We start from the raw sequence: 17,015 nt of genomic DNA on the forward strand, positions 1-17,015 counted from the left end.
TGAAAAAGTTCCTCCGTTGACTCCTGTAACGGTCGGTGTAGGATCTGAATCATCAGCGCAATATGCAGCTTCCGAATAGCTAAACGAAGCATCGTCAAGCGCGTTGATGGTCAAAGATACATTGGAAGAATTAGGACAAGTTCCTGATGTTGTATATGTAACCGTGTAAGTACTAGGTGTAGATGCAGAAAGATCTATAGCTCCGGTAGAAGAATCAATCGATAAACCGGCAGTGCTCGAAAAAGTTCCTCCGGGGAGGCCTGTAACGTTCGGTGTAGGATCTGAATCATCAGCGCAATATGCAGCTTCCGAATAGCTAAACGAAGCATCGTCAAGTGCGTTGATGGTCAAAGATACATTGGAAGAATTAGGACAAGTTCCTGATGTTGTATACGTAACTGTATAGTTTCCTGGAGTAGACGCAGAAACGTCTATAGCTCCGGTAGAAGTATTAATTGATAAACCGGCAGTGCTTGAAAAAGTTCCTCCGTTGACTCCTGTAACGTTCGGTGTAGGATCTGAATCATCAGGGCAATATGCAGCTTCCGAATAGCTAAACGAGGCATCGTCAAGTGCGTTGACCGTCAAAGATACATTGGAAGAATTAGAACAAGTTCCTGGTGTTGTATATGTAACTGTATAGGTCGCTGGAGTAGATGCAGAAAGATCTACAGCTCCGGTAGAAGAATCAATCGATAAACCGGCAGTGCTTGAAAAAGTTCCTCCGTCTATTCCTGTAACGTTCGGTGTAGGGTCTGAATCATCAGCACAATATGCAGCTGCTGAATACGAGAAACTAGGATCTTCTTGTGGCAAAACATTAATCGTTATTGAAGCACAAGTACCTGGTGTTACACAACCTCCTTCTCCTCTTACATAATAGGTTGTATTAGGAGCATTAGGACTCACCGTAAACGTAGATTCTGAAGTTGAGCCTAAATTAGAGCCGCCGCAAGACCCTGAATAAATTCTCCATTGTGTTGCATCGTTTAAATCTCCAGAAATATTTAATGTGGCAAAAGTTCCATCACATACTGTTGTAGATGTAGCAGTTAATGTAGGTACATCTGGGGGAGAGCAAGGTAATGCAAGTGTAACATTATCTAACGCAAACGATTCATTTCCTTGAGAACTAGTGATTGTTACAGAGTTGATGTTAGTCCAATTTAAATCGACTGTTTTTCCAGAGTTTGCAGCAATGGGTTCTGATACAGGAGAATTACTTCCTCCATTTGGTGTAAAAGTCCATGTAGATCCACCAGAGGCATCAGCATCAAGCGCAAATATACTCTTTAAGTCTACAGCTTGGCTAAAAGACACAGTTATTGATGAATCTTGGTTTGGGCTGGGATTATAAACGACAACACCTGAAGATCCAGCAAAACCTCCACCATTCACTAGGTCAATGTTTGTTGATGAATTAGTAACCGTAGCAGTTATGCCATTAACTGTTTGGGTGATACTACTACCATTATCAGCTGCGGTTTCCCAATCAAAAACTGTTTGGGAACTTAACTGTTGAGCAGAAAAAAAGAGAAGTAATCCGCTTAATAAAAAAGTAATTTTTTTCATAATTAAAATATGATTAAAGTTAAATGGTTGTTTAAACAAGCGAGGACATTAGATATATAAAAAAACATACATAGTTTATAATCAATGCTTCATATAAAAAATAGGGCAATCCAAATTTGGACTACCCTGTTTTTGTATTTAATTTCTTGATGGAAATATTCCTACTATAGCAATCACAAAGTTAATGGCTAACCAAGGTTGCATATTGTTATGTGATAAGTTTCCACCATTGTTAGATATAATAGGCGGGGCTATGCTTTGACCATCTACAGTATTACTAGGAGGTCCAAAGCTTTTAACCTTTTGAGTTGTTAATCCAGCTGGGTAATTAGCTACAGCAGGGACATCACCTGCATTCGGAGTTTCGTTAGCAGCATTGTCAGTACTAAGCTTTAGGTGGCTAGAGTTAGATATTGCATTATGAGTGTGAGAAGGCATCTCAGTAATATTTAGGGTATGTGTTTCTTGACCACTTCTTTGTCCTAATTGTCTAGGAGTTAGTCCTGGTCCAGCACTATTACCACCTGAGTTAATTGGAACTCTCCCCCGTAAATCTGGTAAAGCAAAAGTAGTTCTTCCGTCTCCGCCATAGGTGGTTCCTATAATTGAAAAAAGTGCAGTGTTACTAGAAATAGCTAGTAACTGTCCGTTGCAAAAAGCCCAACCCCTTGGAGCGAAATTCCCTGCGAACATCATAATTTGACCTAATAATGGTTCCATAATAAAAATGTTTAAATAATTTAATTAATGTGGCTAAATTTATTAAGATGCTTGTATTTATAAACGCGTATAAATACTTGTTTTTTTAATTTTTGATAAATTATCCAGTGCAGTTGTAACTACAAATTTTGCTTTGTTCTACAGCGCAAAATCACTCAAACTGACTATTAAATTTCTTAGTATGCTTTTTATTTAACTACTATTGTGTAATTAATAAATATATTATTTTTTTATTCGTAAATACAAACAAAATATATAGATTAATAATGTGATTAGTAGGTATAAGCGTAATTTTGTCTCATAAATATAATTTATAATATTAATTATTGTGAATTTAATAAAATTTTAATAAAAAAAACGATAATTGTAAAATTAATTTATAAATCTATGAAAAATGCTTTTCGTCGGTAAATGTATAATAAAAAGTTAAAATAAATTAATTTATTTTTATCTTTTAATCTATTCTTTAAGTTGTATTAACATTACTTGGAGAGGTATTCTATTGACTTTTTTATGTGCTTAATTAGTAAAATAGCATAGTTGAGACTCATTATGTAATAATAAATCTTTTATTTTTTTATAATAATTTATTGAAGATTTATAAAACAACATGTCTCTATAAGATAAATATTTTTAATAGATATTCAATAAAACGGTATCGGATATGTTTTTTGTTTATTTAATTTTCTATCCTAATATTTTATGGGATATGTAAAAAGACTTAAAATTGCATCTTAGCCATGATAAAAATTAGTATGCAGCTTTTTGATTTTATAAAGAAACAAACACAACTTTCAGAAAAATCCGTTCAGAATACTATAAAGCTTCTTCAAGAAGATTGTACTATCCCCTTTATAGCAAGGTATCGTAAAGAAATGACGGGCAATCTTGATGAAGTGCAAATCGAAGAAATACTTAAAGCAAAGAACTATTACGAAGAGCTTGTAAAACGAAAAACTTCTATTCTAACCAGTATTGAAGAACAAGGAGCTTTAACTGCCGATTTAAAAGCGAAGATTAAAGCGGCAGAGTCGCTCATCTTATTGGAGGACTTGTATTTGCCGTATAAGAAAAAGCGGAAAACCAAAGCTGATCAAGCTCGTGAGGAAGGTTTAGAGCCCTTAGCCAAAATCATAATGGCTCAAAATGCCCATAACCTACAACAAATTGCTCAAAACTATAGAACTGATAAAGTAAAAGATGCTTCCGAGGCCTTAGGAGGAGCACGATTAATTATTGCTGAATGGATTTCTGAACGAAGTGATATTCGAGATTATATGAGGAATCAATTCCATAATTTTTCAATCATAACGTCTTCGGTTGTGAAAACTAAAGCTAATAATGAAAAGGCGCAAAAATTCAAAGATTATTTTGATTGGTCAGAATCTTTAAAGAAAATTCCATCCCACCGTTTTTTGGCAATTCAGCGTGCCGAAACCGAAGGTTTTATTCGAGTAAAGTTAAAAGCTGACAAAGAGCGAATCCTTCAGTATATGGAAAGGAAAATAATTCGTTCTTCTGGAGAATGTGCTGAGCAAATAGAACTCGCTATTGCCGATAGTTATCAACGTTTGCTAAAACCTTCTTTGGAGAATGAAGCCTTTCTTCAAGCTAAAAAACGTGCGGATGATTCAGCTATTGGTGTATTTGCCAAAAATTTAAAACAGCTTTTGTTGGGAGCTCCATTAGGTGAGAAACGTGTCTTGGCTATCGATCCCGGATTTAGGACCGGTTGTAAATTGGTATGTTTAGATGCTCAAGGCGATTTACTGCATAATGAAACTATTTATCCACATCCTCCACAAAAAGATCAGAAAACTGCCATCAAGAAAATTAGTACGTTAACTGAAGCTTATAAGATTGACGCTATTGCCATCGGGAATGGAACCGCTTCGCGAGAAACAGAAGCCTTGGTAAGAAAGATTCGGTTTAAAAATGAAATTCAAGTTTTTGTGGTCAGTGAAGCTGGAGCTTCAGTATATTCAGCATCTTCTGTGGCACGAGAAGAATTTCCTAATTACGATGCTACCGTTAGAGGTTCGGTTTCTATAGGTAGGCGTTTGCAAGATCCATTGGCCGAGTTGGTAAAAATTGATGCGAAAGCAATTGGGGTGGGGCAATATCAGCATGATGTAGATCAAGCTCAATTAAAATTAGCACTTGATCGTGTGGTTGAATCTTGTGTGAATGCAGTTGGGGTAAATATAAATACGGCAAGTAAATCTTTACTAAGTTACGTTTCTGGGATAGGGGAGAAGTTGGCTGAAAATATACTCGAATACCGAACTGAGAATGGAACTTTTACCCATAGAAATGAAATTAAAAAAGTAAAGCGTTTAGGAAATAAAGCCTTTGTGCAAAGTGCCGGTTTTTTACGTATTAAAAATGCAGATCATCCATTAGATGATTCGGCAGTTCATCCGGAGCGCTATGCGTTAGTTGAAAAAATAGCAAAAGATGAAGGAAGAAGTATTTCAGAATTAATAGGAAGTACGGATTTGCTCCATAAAATTAATTTAGAAAAATATGTTTCAGGAGAAGTAGGCTTACCAACACTAAAAGATATTATTGCTGAATTGGAAAAGCCGGGATTGGATATTCGGGAAAAAGCAAAGGTTTTTACGTTTAATCAAAACATTAAAACGATTGACGATTTACGAGAAGGTCAATTGCTGCCGGGTATCGTGAACAATATCACCAATTTTGGTTGCTTCGTAGATGTGGGGATTAAAGAAAGCGGACTTATTCATGTTTCTAATCTCGCCAATGAATTTGTGAGCGATGTGAACGATTATGTGCATTTGCACCAGCAAGTGATCGTAAAAGTGTTGGAAGTAGATGTTGCTAGAAAAAGAATTCAGCTAAAACTTTATAGAAAGAGATAGTAATAGTTATAATTTGACTTGAAGAGATATTTTTAAGCTGTTATTATTTAGTTCTGTAATTTGTGTTATATCTGTATGCTTTTATATTAATTCAGAATAGTTATCTTTCCGAAAATAATTTGATAATGAAAAAATTCTATTTACTATTAACTTTCATATTAGCAGCCAAATTATTAACTGCCCAAGAAGCACCCTTTATAACGACTTGGGAAGTTACAGCAAATGATTTGGAAATCAGAATTCCAAATTCCACAGGAGATTATAATTATTCAGTAGATTTTGGTGATGGTACCATTTTTAATAATCAAACTTCTAATACAAATCACACATATGAAACTCCAGGAATTTATACTATAAGTATTACAGGGGTTTTACCGAGTTATAAAGTTTTTTTTACAGATAAACAACAAATCAGGACTGTAGAACAGTGGGGAGATTTAGAATGGGAATATATGGATTACAGTTTTACAGACTGTGAAAATTTAATAATTAATGCTACAGATACACCAAATATGAGTCAAGTAGTGACAATGAAAGAAATGTTTAAGGGATGTTTAAGCTTCAATCAAAATATCAATTCTTGGGATGTTTCAAACGTTCAAGATATGGAAGGTCTCTTTGATGGAGCTTCATCTTTCAATCAACCCTTAAATAATTGGAATGTTTCAAACGTTACTAATATGAAGAATATGTTTAACAATGCCCAATCATTTAACCAAAATTTAAGCTTTTGGGATATTTCTAATGTAACAAATTTTTTGTCTATGTTTCGGGACGCAATATCGTTTAATCAAGATTTATCAAATTGGCAGTTTAATACGGGTAATTTAGATAATTTTTTAAATAATTCAGGTATTAATAGTTCTAATTATGAGAATTTATTGTTTCATTTAAGTGTGTTGAATATTGATAACGGAAATTTAGGTGCGTTAAACCTAGAATATTGTAATCAACAACCTCGTGATTATTTACTTAATGAATTGAATTGGGATATTTTTGGAGATATTCCTTCAGAAACTTGTAACACTATTATTAGTACTGTCAGCTTTGATCAAGATAATAACGGTTGTGATGAAAATGATATTTATTCTGACAATATTAGTTTATCGGTATCTAGTGAAAATTATAACTACATCACTTTTTCTAGTGGAGAACAATTTAGTTTGGGAGCTATAGATGAATTCATTACATTATCTGTAAATAACTTACCTCCTTATTTTGATGTCTCGCCAGAATCTGTTGAGGTAACTTTTACTGAGCCTAATCAACAGATAGAGCAAAACTTTTGCCTTACCGCCAACCAAAGCGTTGAAGATTTAAATATTACCTTGCTGCCAATTAATCAAGCGCGTCCGGGTTTCGAGGCAGATTACCAATTGGTGATAGAAAATATGGGAACACAAATACTTGCATCAGCAGATATCAGTTTAATTTTTGATGAAAGCGCTCAGAGTTTTTTAACGGCAACTCCTTCTGAAGTTTTAAGCACCGCAAACGAACTCACTTTTGAAATCAACGATTTGCAACCATTAGGTCAACAAATAATAAATTTTACAATGTTAACCTTTCAGCCTCCAACCGTTAATGGTAATGATATTCTGAATTTTACTGTGGAAGTAGCTCCAAATACTAATGATTATACTCCTGAAGATAATACGTTTAATTATGAACAAATTGTTGTGAATTCTTATGATCCAAACGACAAACAAGTTTTACAAGGGCCACAAGTTCATATTGATGATTCCGATCAATATTTGGACTATTTGATTCGTTTTCAAAACACAGGAACGGCAAGTGCAGTAAATATAAGAGTAGTTGATACTTTACATCCAAATTTAGATTATAGTACATTGAAACCTATTAGTGCTAGTGACAATTATCGTGTAAAAATTACTAATGATAACCAGGTGGAGTTTATTTTTGACGATATTAATCTTCCCCAAGAAAATTTAGATGAAGAAGGAAGTAATGGTTTTATAGCTTATAAAATAAAGGCAAAAGATAATGTAGCTATAGGTGATTTAATTTTAGGAAATGCACAGATTTATTTCGATTTCAATTCTCCAATCATTACGAATATGGTATCTACAGAATTTGTTGATAATTTAGGGATGAATAATGCAAATTCAGAAAAAAGTCAAGTGGTGATTTATCCCAATCCAATCAAAAATATCTTAAACCTTAAGCCTAATGATGGAGTAGTTCTAGAGGAGATCAGCATATATGATTTACAAGGTAAAAAATTATTAAGTTTCAATGAAAACTTAAATCAATTAAATCTTGAAAATCTAAGTTCTGGAATTTACATATTGAATATTAAAACTGATAAGAGTTTTACAAATAAGCAGTTGATAAAGAGATAACTTAAAATTAATTTTTACTAAATTCGAATCAATCATTGATTAGTATGTTATTTTAATTTTTTCTATTCCTATCCGCGAAGGAATTAAAAAAAGCGACTGTCGAGAACCTGTGTGAAGCTTTAGGCTTTTACTCAAAATGTTATAAGTAATTTAAATTTAAGCCTTCCTTATGGTAATGCTTTTGAAATCATTTAATTTTAGAGAAATTGAAAGATTTCATGAGAAAAAAAATAGTCATTGTAGGAGGTGGGTTTGCCGGAGTAAACGTATTAAAACGCCTTGTAAAACATCAAGAATTTGAAATTACTCTGGTAGATAAAAACAACTACAATTACTTTACGCCTCTCATTTATCAGGTAGCGACGGGTTTTATAGAGCCTTCTTCCATTAGTTACCCGTTTCGGAGTTTACTTTCCGGAAAACCTCATGCTCATTTTTGGTTAGGGAAGCTTCAAGAAGTAATTCCTGAAGAAAACAAAATTATCCTTTCTAATGGGGAGCTTAACTATGATACCCTAATTTTAAGTACCGGAACCCGTACCAATTACTACGGAATCGAGAATATAAGAAAATATGGTATTCCTATGAATTCTTTAAATGATGCGCTTAACATGCGGAATATTTTATTGCAGCGTATTGAAAAGGCAACCCGGGCTAAAAGTGAAGAAGAAAAAGAAGAATGGTTAACCATGGTGATTGCCGGAGGCGGTGCTACCGGAGTAGAAGTTTCAGGAATGTTTGCTGAGTTGAGAAAACAAGTGATTTTAGAGGAGTATTCGGAATTAAAAAATGTAAAGGCCAGTATTTATTTAGTGAATAGTGGCGAAAATTTGTTAAAATCGATGAGTGAGAAATCACAGCAGTTTGCTTACCACCAGCTTCGTGATAATTATGTGAAGATAGTGCTGAATAATCGAGTAAAAGATTTTAATGGTAAAGAGGTGATTTTAACTGACGATAGCGTTATTAGAAGCAGAAATTTAATTTGGGCAACCGGTGTAAAAGGAAGAACTTTTAAGGGGTTACCAAAAGATTGGTATGAGCCGGGAAATCGATTACTGGTGAATGCTTACCATAAAATAAAATCTACCGATAATATTTATGTAATTGGCGATGGAAGTATTATGTATGAAGATGAAGATTTTCCGCAAGGACATCCACGTTTGGCTCAAGCAGCCATTCAACAAGGGCGAAATTTAGCGAAAAATCTAATCGCTGCAGAGAATGGAGAAAAACCAAGACCGTTTACATATAAAGATAAAGGGGTGATGGCAGTGATTGGCAAAAGCAATGCGGTTGCAGATTTACCTAGTAAATTGCATTTTAAAGGATTTATAGCCTTAATGATTTGGGGATTAATTCATTTGTTTTCTTTAATAGGTAGGACCGATCGTATAAGAACCTTCCTTAATTGGAGTATTTCTTATTTTACGAAAAAAGAAGACCTTCGGATGATTATTCGACCTAAAGATGATGTAGATTTAGAGTGAATTATCCTATTTTAAAAATATCTTGAAGAATAGGTTTTAAACCGCTAAAGAAAAATTCTACCGCAATCACCATCACAATTAATCCCATTAAACGCATCAAAACATTTTTACCGGTATTCCCCAATATTTTTAAGATTTTAGAAGAACTCAATAAGATGAGGTAGGTGAGGAGTAGCACTAAAAATATTCCACCAATTAAAACCGCTTTTTCCTGAATGGTTTCGGCATCTTCCATCATAATAATCGCATTGGTAATAGAACCCGGGCCGGAAATCATGGGGATTGCTAATGGGGTGATAGAAATATCTTCAATATAGCTTTTCTTGGCAGCTTTGGTTCTCACTTTTACACTTGCTAAACGGGCTTGAAGCATATCCATCCCCATCTGGAAGAAAATTACCCCACCTACCAAGCGAAAACTATTTACTGAGATTCCAAAAAAATTAAAAAGCACTTGTCCCGAGAAGGCAAAAGCAACAATGGTCACAAAAGCAGCAATAGTAGCTTTACGGGCGGTAGCATTACGATGTTCTGTATCTAGCTCAGAAGTCATCGTCATAAATATCGGCATTGTCCCGATGGGATTAATTAAAGTGAAAAATGAAGTAAATACCAGTAACCCAAAACCTACCAAATCGTTCATTGCTTAAAATTTTTTGCAAATAAAGCAGATTTATTTCTGAAGAACACAAAAAAACCTCATCAAATTTTATGATGAGGTTTTTATAAAAAGAATGTTAGATTGTTATTCGTCTCTTAAAACATGGATTGTACCTGTAATAGTATGAGGATTACCATTATAATCTAAATAATCACCACTAAAGTTGATATCAATATATTCACCTACTTCTCCTATAGAATTAAGGTTAATTATGATGTTATTATCATCTCCACCAGAGATGTTACTACATTCTGAAAAATCAAATCCTACTTCATCCTGATTGTTCCAATTGAGATAATTATATTCTCCTACATAAGGAGTTTCATTGAGTATTCCCATTAAGTAGAAACAAGTATTTTGGCTGCCGTTAGTATATATTGTTATGAGCGGTGCATTGTAATTAGGATTTAATGCTTCAAATGTAGCTTCAATATCTGAGAATGCATAGAATTCAGTTTCGCCATTATCAATAGAATATTGTATAAATTCTTCTACATCATTACAGGATACTAAATTCCCCACATCTGTGGTTGGTGTGGTAAATGTATAAGTAATATCTCCGGTAGTTTGAAAATTATCGTAATCGTCTCCTGTAAGGATAAAAGAATCTCCTTCAAGACTATTATTTTGACAATTTAATATGCTAATTTCAAACGAACCATCTGCTTCTACATTAGCATAAAAGTTGTTGAATGTATTGTTGGCTGAAGTCATGGTGACATAACCGCTAGAAACAGGGTTACCTTCACAATTATTAAATGTTCCAGTTATAGTTTCTAAAATGACCTCATTTTCTGCTGGAAGATTAATACTTATGGTTTCTGAAGTATCATCATTTATAGGACCAATATTGGCTGTGTAAAAAGCTTCTATACTGCAAGCTCCATTGGTGTAAAAATTGATTTCAAGGGTTTCTCCTGAAGGAATCAATCCGCAAACTTCTCCATCACCGTTGGTTATTCCGCTTGTTGTTCCATATTCTTCGCTGCTAATAGTTACTCTTACTTGACTAAGCGGGATATTATTTTCATCAGTAATAGTTAAGCAATAATTAACTGCTTCTGCAGGAATATCACAATTCCAAAAGGAAAAGTGAGAAACCGTTCCTACATATTCATTTCCTTGTAAAGTAGCTTCTCCATCTTCAACCCAATAACCTTTTTCTTCATCAAAATGCCATAAAGGAATCGTAGCAGGAGCTTGTGCTAAAAGTTCAGCGCTTAACGGAACATGGATAGTGGCCGTAGAACCTTCTGCTAAATTAAGCGATTCTCCATTAGCTCCCTCTAATTCTACTGCTAACATCCCAAAAGTTTGGAGCATGCGCTCTTCATTTTCAGTATTTGCGGCATAAAGCATTCCCGGCATTTGGTTGAACATATCTTCATCGTAAGGATTTAAATGGTGCATGCTTACCTTTACACTGCCAGAATAATCATTTCCTTCACTATCTTGGTAATTTCCGGCTAAATCTACAGCAGCTCCATTAGCTAAGCTTACTGTTTCTGCACTTCCGGAATTAACGGTCGCGGTGGTATTTTTTTCTAGTAGCATAATGCTTAATTCGTTAGTTCCTTCTGTAGGGACTAATGCTCTGGAACCGTTAATATAGCCTGATTTAGAAGCTGTGATATAAGCAAAGTTCTCATGGACATTTGCTTCTTTGATAATGAAAATTCCGTTTTCATCAGTTGTTGAGCTAGAATTGCCTATGTGAATAGAAACCTCTTGAATAGGGTTATGGTCAGCATCGATAATCTGACCTATAAAATCTCGGGAAACTTCATCTCCAAAGTTTTGCGATAAATCGATAGTGGGATTTTCCGGATTAGGGTTTTCCGGATTTTCAACTTCCTGATTCTCCGGAGCGCTAAAGTCGTCATCATTACTACAGGAAATAAAAATGATAAGGCTAAATAAAATTAGAATTTTTTTCATAATAATTAATTAGTTTGTTATAATGTTAAACATTGATACTGGTTGTTGTGATTTTTTATATACAACAACTATCTAATTAAAACTCCTAACTAATTATTTGAAATTTTAGATTTATTTAATTTCTCTAGAAATAATTGCTTTGATTTTCTCTTTGGAGGGAGGTTTAGTTTCGTAGTGAATTACTTGAGGGAATTCTTTTGATTTTTTTTCATCTACAGGATCTATACTAGAAGTTAAAATAACCACTTTAGTTTCTTGATCATCCTGCATGTATTCTAAAAATTGCCATCCGTTAATGAGCGGCATGTTTAGATCTAAAAAAATTAAATGGGGTTTGTTTTCGCTTAAGGCAGATAAGGCCTCTTTAGGTTTGTCAAAAGCTATGACTTCGCAATCTATAGCTAAGGTAGAGATTACTTTTTTCATAATGAAATTGGCAATTTGCTGATCGTCTACCAGAAAAATTTTAATTTTATTTTCCATTTTTATGAGGATAAATCTTCGTTAGATAACTTCTCTATAGCTTGAGCACTTTTTTCGATAATACCTTTTAGGGCCTTATCTAGATCTTGAGCAGAGATTTTTAAATTTTTCAGAATAGTGGTTTTTAATTCCTTTTCAGTATAAAATTCTGCTATTTCAATTAAACCTAAAATTCTCGATAAAGGTTCTCGTGCATTATGAGCATTTAGTCGGGAAATTTCTGCTAATTCAGTATTGCTTTGTTGTAAGGCATTCGTGCGTTTTTTGATAATGCTCTTTTGGTTATCTACAATCTTGGAAATTTGGAGTTTTTGACTTTTAATAATACGAAGTGCATTTTCCAAGTTTAGATTTTTTTTGTGAAGACGATTCCTTAATTTTAATTGCTGGTACTTTGTGAAAAAGCTATCTATTAACAGGTTTAAGATTTCTATATCTTTAACAATAAAGGGCTTATTCTTGTCAGAAATTAGGGAAACACAAAGTTCTGTATTTTGATATTCAAAATGCCAGCCCCATAACTTTCCTTCACAAATCTGGAGTTGTTCTTGGTATTCCTTTAAAAAGCTTCCATCCGTATTTTGATATAACGGAATATTTTTAGCTAGTAATTTTTCTTCATAATCAAAGACGACGTCCAAAATAAATTCTGTTGGGCAAATTGAATTCTGAAAAATATTAAAAGACTTTATACTATCTTCGTCTTTAATAAGGACCCTAAAATATTTGTAATTGAATAAATATTTTAAATGGGTTTCCATGATAGCTAAAAGCTCTTTCTTATTATCTGCTTTGCTTATTTTTGCTGAGAATTTAGAAAAAGCCTCATAAGTCACCCTATATTTATTTTCGTATAGACTCACACCCTTATTTTAGTATTCTATGATAGTGAAATTAAGCAGTTGCCTCTAATAATTCGTTATCTATTTTAATACCCGAAACATCTGCAATTGTATTTAACATGTTCACCAAGTCTGCTTGAGCCATCAATTCTTGAATTTCATCTAAATTGTAGCCCACATTTTTAAGGTCATTAAAATCTTCTTCACTAATATTTTGGTGATTTAAAGCAGCTTTGGTCACCACTTTGATAGCAGTTTTGTAACTCTCCGGGATTAGGGGAGAATCTAGATCATCGGTTATTTTAAAATTTTCATTATCACTAACCATGGAACTCATACTATCAGCAAAAATTCCATGAGCAGTAGAACAGTAGTGACAGTTTCTTTCTTTTGAAACATTGTAGATAATCAACTGTTTTAGCACATTTGGGATATCACCTATCATTAAGGTATATTTAAGCTTCGTCCAATTCCCTCTTAATAAATTCACATTGCTACCTTGACATTTAAACCAATTTAAAACAAAAGGGATTTGCAAGGTTTTCATCGTATCTTCATAAATCGCTTTTACATCCTCAGAAGCATCCTCCATAGAAACTAATCGATAGCGTGTATGTTGTGTATTGGTACTCATATTCCTTTTTACAATTTGTTATAAATATAAGATAAAAAAACGCTGTTAAATTGGTTATTTTTTCATGTGGTGTAAATGAATAAGAAAGGCCAATTATAAATTAAAAACGTCCTTTACTTTTTCTACATAATCTAGTTTTTCCCAAGTAAACAGTTCTACTTCTTTAGTGATTTTACCAGAATACGGACTTTCAAATATCTTGGTAATAGTTTTAGGTTCTTTTCCCATATGTCCGTATGCGGCCGTTTCGCGATAGATAGGGTTTCTAAGCTTTAAGCGTTCTTCAATAGCTGCCGGGCGCATATCAAAAACTTCTTTTACTTTTAAAGCAATTTCTCCATTTGATAAATCTACTTTAGAAGTCCCGTAAGTATCTACAAAAACAGAAGTAGGTTCGGCCACACCAATGGCATAAGAAACTTGTACTAATACTTCATCAGCAACTCCGGCGGCAACTAAATTTTTAGCAATATGCCTAGAAGCATAAGCTGCAGAACGATCTACTTTACTAGGATCTTTCCCAGAAAAAGCTCCACCACCGTGCGCACCTTTACCACCATACGTATCTACAATAATTTTTCTACCCGTAAGACCGGCATCACCGTGCGGACCTCCAATTACAAATTTTCCTGTTGGGTTAATGTGGTACGTAATATCATCATTAAATAATTTTTGCACATATTCCGGAAGCTGTGCAATTACACGGGGCATTAAGATGTTGATGATGTCTTCTTTTATTTGTTGAAGCATTTTTTCATCATCTTCCATAAACTGATCGTGCTGTGTAGAAAGTACAATCGCTACAATTCGCTGCGGAACATTATCGTCGCTGTATTCTATGGTTACCTGACTTTTAGCATCAGGTCGTAAATAAGTAAGCTCTTTGTTTTCCCTTCTAAGCTTGGCCAGCTCAATCATCATTTTATGAGAGATGTCAAGCGCCAATGGCATGTAATTTTCTGTTTCGGTGGTTGCATAACCAAACATCATTCCTTGGTCACCGGCCCCTTGTTCTTCTTTGGTTTCGCGATCTACCCCTTGATTAATATCAGGAGATTGCTCGTGTAGTAAAGAAATAACCCCACAAGAATCCCCACTAAATTGATAAGCTCCTTTAGTGTAGCCAATATCATTAATTACATCACGTGCAATTTGTTGTACATCTAAATAGGTGTTCGAACGTACTTCACCAGCAAGAACCACTTGTCCTGTAGTCACTAAAGTTTCACAAGCCACTTTAGATTGTTCATCAAAGGCTAAGAAATTGTCTAATAAAGTATCACTAATTTGATCTGCAATTTTATCTGGGTGTCCTTCAGAAACACTTTCTGAAGTAAATAAATAAGCCATTATTTTTATTTTAAGAAGGAAGAAGGCTGATTGAAGTTCAATCTAAAGAAGTAATTTACTGCTTTAGCATTTTTAAAGGGTTGCAATCAGTCAAATTTTTCCCTGTTATTTTCTCCGGCAAAGTTATGAAAAAGCCATAAAAGCAACACTATTTTAACGACTTTTTAATTTCTTGAAATCTAGGATGTTTTTTTATAATTTGGGCGTTTCCCTCACTAAAAAATTCGGGTCAGGCTTTCACTACTCGCTTTTTAAATAAAGTCTAATGCCTTCATTTAAAAGAGCTCAAACAAGGCGTTCAATCCTTAACGCAAAAAATAATGATGGTTTTATTTGCATATTAAAAAAATCTACCATTATCTTTGTAATCACAAAACAAGAACAAATGAAAAATTTATTGTGCACTATGAATATGATGATGTGGCGAAAGCTCACAGCGTGTTCTATTGCATAAATTTTAACATATAAATCAATAGAGCCGCTGTCACCACAGCGGCTTTTTTTATGCCTTGTTTTGAAAAATATCCTGCTTTAGCAGGTGCTATGAAAAAGAAAAATAATTTAAAAATGAATTTCAATTTGGTAACTAACGTAATGATGATGGCTATGCCAATGATGATGTGTCGTATGATGCAGCATCCACCACGTTATTGCCATATATTGTGATTTAAGCTAATTGTTTTCAAACTTAAAGTCCCTTTGGTGATAGCGATCCAAAGGGACTTTTTTTATGTCCAAAAATCAAAAAAAAATCAATGTTCAATAATTAAAAATCAGAAAAATGAGTACACTAAAAAATGCAACCAATGCCTTACACGCCGGTCACGATGTAACTATTAATAAAGGAACAAGAGCCGTTCCCTTGTATCAATCTACTTCGTATGTTTTTGACGATTCACAACACGCAGCCGATGTATTTAGCTTAGCAAAACCCGGATTTATTTATACGCGTTTAAACAATCCCACCAATGATGTTTTAGAACAGCGATTAGCTACACTCGAAGGTGGTATCGGAGCGGTGGTCACCGCTTCAGGAACTGCCGCGATTAATACAGCTTTACTTACTTTGCTAAGAGCCGGAGATCATATTGTAGCGTCGAGTAGCCTGTATGGCGGAACCTATAATTTGCTCAATGTTACACTGCCAAGATTTGGAATCACTACTACATTTGTAGATCCTAATGAACCCGAAAATTTCGGAAAAGCAGTACAGGAGAACACTAGAGCTGTTTTTGTGGAGTCGCTAGGAAATCCTAAACTCGATGTATTAGACTTAGAAGCTATTGCTACGCAAGCTAAACAAGCTAAAATTCCTTTTATTGTTGATAATACGGTGGCAACCCCAAGTTTGTTAAACCCTATTCAGTACGGAGCCAATATCGTTATCCATTCCCTTACTAAATACATTAATGGCAATGGAACTGCTTTAGGCGGAGTTATCATTGATGCCGGAAATTTTGATTGGGCCAATGGAAAATTCCCTGAATTTACAGAACCTTCTCCAGGTTATCACGGGTTGGTTTACCACGAGGCTCTTGGCGAAGCGGCCTTTATTGCTAAAGTAAGAGTAGAAGGTTTGCGAGATCACGGGGCTGCGTTGAGTCCGTTTAATGCGTTTCAAATTATTCAAGGTTTAGAAACCTTAGAAGTAAGAATTAAGCAACATTCTCAAAGTGCGTTTCAAATCGCACAATGGCTTCAGCAACAAGAAGAAGTAGCTTGGGTAAATTATCCCGGCTTGGAAACTAGTGACTACTTCGAATTGGCTGAAAAGTATTTGCCAAAGGGGAAAAGCGGACTCGTGACTTTCGGTGTTAAAGGAGGTTTTGAAGCAGCAAAAACCATTGCAGATACCACTAAACTATTTTCATTGTTAGCCAATATTGGCGATAGCAAATCACTGATTATTCATCCGGCGAGTACCACACATCAGCAATTAAAAGAAGAAGAGCAAATCGCTACGGGAGTTACACAAGACTTAATTCGATTGAGTGTTGGTCTAGAAGATATCGATGACTTAAAAGTCGATTTAAAAGCAGCATTGGTCAAAGCACACGAATTAGTTCAGCAATAAATT

General features: G+C 34.4%; 12 protein-coding genes. 4 read left to right on the forward strand and 8 right to left on the reverse strand.

The genetic code is table 11. From position 1 onward, the window contains the following. A partial coding sequence (locus FVB9532_RS11495; protein ID WP_449405561.1) for an immunoglobulin domain-containing protein occupies positions 1 to 1,572 on the reverse strand: 1,572 nt, incomplete at its 3' end. A 138-nt stretch (positions 1,573 to 1,710) separates the two neighbouring features. Further along, positions 1,711 to 2,268, reverse strand: a complete 558-nt coding sequence (locus tag FVB9532_RS11500; protein ID WP_262714396.1) for a phage tail protein — start codon at positions 2,266 to 2,268, stop codon at positions 1,711 to 1,713. A gap of 779 nt (positions 2,269 to 3,047) precedes the next feature. Here FVB9532_RS11500 and FVB9532_RS11505 point away from each other — a divergent pair. The 3 genes from FVB9532_RS11505 (at position 3,048) to FVB9532_RS11515 (ending at position 9,030) form a co-directional block, all read left to right on the forward strand. Then, the gene (locus FVB9532_RS11505) at positions 3,048 to 5,177 is read left to right on the forward strand and encodes a Tex family protein (RefSeq protein WP_150545527.1); all 2,130 of its coding nucleotides are present in this window, start codon (positions 3,048 to 3,050) and stop codon (positions 5,175 to 5,177) included. Between the two features lie 125 nt (positions 5,178 to 5,302). Continuing rightward, positions 5,303 to 7,540 (forward strand): DUF7619 domain-containing protein, encoded by a 2,238-nt coding sequence (locus FVB9532_RS11510; protein ID WP_150545330.1) that lies wholly within the window; start codon positions 5,303 to 5,305, stop codon positions 7,538 to 7,540. A 218-nt stretch (positions 7,541 to 7,758) separates the two neighbouring features. Further along, positions 7,759 to 9,030, forward strand: a complete 1,272-nt coding sequence (locus FVB9532_RS11515) for an NAD(P)/FAD-dependent oxidoreductase (RefSeq protein WP_150545331.1) — start codon at positions 7,759 to 7,761, stop codon at positions 9,028 to 9,030. Position 9,031: 1 nt separating this feature from the next. On the opposite strand, the gene FVB9532_RS11520 is transcribed toward FVB9532_RS11515, so the two are convergent. The 6 genes from FVB9532_RS11520 to metK all read right to left on the reverse strand — a co-directional run bounded on the left by FVB9532_RS11520 (position 9,032) and on the right by metK (position 14,938). Further along, a complete protein-coding gene (locus tag FVB9532_RS11520; protein ID WP_150545332.1) occupies positions 9,032 to 9,673 on the reverse strand; it encodes a MarC family protein in 642 nt (213 codons plus the stop codon). Between the two features lie 102 nt (positions 9,674 to 9,775). Then, positions 9,776 to 11,629, reverse strand: a complete 1,854-nt coding sequence (locus tag FVB9532_RS11525) for a hypothetical protein (protein ID WP_150545333.1) — start codon at positions 11,627 to 11,629, stop codon at positions 9,776 to 9,778. Positions 11,630 to 11,740: 111 nt separating this feature from the next. Further along, positions 11,741 to 12,112, reverse strand: a complete 372-nt coding sequence (locus FVB9532_RS11530) for a response regulator (RefSeq protein ID WP_150545334.1) — start codon at positions 12,110 to 12,112, stop codon at positions 11,741 to 11,743. A 2-nt stretch (positions 12,113 to 12,114) separates the two neighbouring features. Next, positions 12,115 to 12,975 (reverse strand): hypothetical protein, encoded by an 861-nt coding sequence (locus FVB9532_RS11535; protein WP_150545335.1) that lies wholly within the window; start codon positions 12,973 to 12,975, stop codon positions 12,115 to 12,117. 31 nt (positions 12,976 to 13,006) lie between these two features. Beyond that, a complete protein-coding gene (locus FVB9532_RS11540) occupies positions 13,007 to 13,588 on the reverse strand; it encodes a carboxymuconolactone decarboxylase family protein (protein ID WP_150545336.1) in 582 nt (193 codons plus the stop codon). Positions 13,589 to 13,681: 93 nt separating this feature from the next. Beyond that, entirely contained in the window at positions 13,682 to 14,938 is a 1,257-nt protein-coding gene (gene metK / locus FVB9532_RS11545; RefSeq protein WP_150545337.1) for a methionine adenosyltransferase, read from the reverse strand. A gap of 781 nt (positions 14,939 to 15,719) precedes the next feature. Here metK and FVB9532_RS11550 point away from each other — a divergent pair. Next, on the forward strand, positions 15,720 to 17,012 hold the full coding sequence (locus FVB9532_RS11550) for an O-acetylhomoserine aminocarboxypropyltransferase/cysteine synthase family protein (protein ID WP_150545338.1): 1,293 nt from the start codon (positions 15,720 to 15,722) through the stop codon (positions 17,010 to 17,012). Positions 17,013 to 17,015 lie beyond the last annotated feature (3 nt).

This window comes from Mesonia oceanica, from assembly GCF_902499555.1.
Lineage (GTDB): Bacteria > Bacteroidota > Bacteroidia > Flavobacteriales > Flavobacteriaceae > Mesonia > Mesonia oceanica.

Coding starts and splice junctions, on each gene's coding strand:
- FVB9532_RS11500 (WP_262714396.1), bottom strand. CDS start 2,268: ATGATGTTCGCAGGGAATTTCGCTCCAAGGGGTTGGGCTTTTTGCAAC.
- FVB9532_RS11505 (WP_150545527.1), top strand. CDS start 3,048: ATGCAGCTTTTTGATTTTATAAAGAAACAAACACAACTTTCAGAAAAA.
- FVB9532_RS11510 (WP_150545330.1), top strand. CDS start 5,303: ATGAAAAAATTCTATTTACTATTAACTTTCATATTAGCAGCCAAATTA.
- FVB9532_RS11515 (WP_150545331.1), top strand. CDS start 7,759: ATGAGAAAAAAAATAGTCATTGTAGGAGGTGGGTTTGCCGGAGTAAAC.
- FVB9532_RS11520 (WP_150545332.1), bottom strand. CDS start 9,673: ATGAACGATTTGGTAGGTTTTGGGTTACTGGTATTTACTTCATTTTTC.
- FVB9532_RS11525 (WP_150545333.1), bottom strand. CDS start 11,629: ATGAAAAAAATTCTAATTTTATTTAGCCTTATCATTTTTATTTCCTGT.
- FVB9532_RS11530 (WP_150545334.1), bottom strand. CDS start 12,112: ATGGAAAATAAAATTAAAATTTTTCTGGTAGACGATCAGCAAATTGCC.
- FVB9532_RS11540 (WP_150545336.1), bottom strand. CDS start 13,588: ATGAGTACCAATACACAACATACACGCTATCGATTAGTTTCTATGGAG.
- metK (WP_150545337.1), bottom strand. CDS start 14,938: ATGGCTTATTTATTTACTTCAGAAAGTGTTTCTGAAGGACACCCAGAT.
- FVB9532_RS11550 (WP_150545338.1), top strand. CDS start 15,720: ATGAGTACACTAAAAAATGCAACCAATGCCTTACACGCCGGTCACGAT.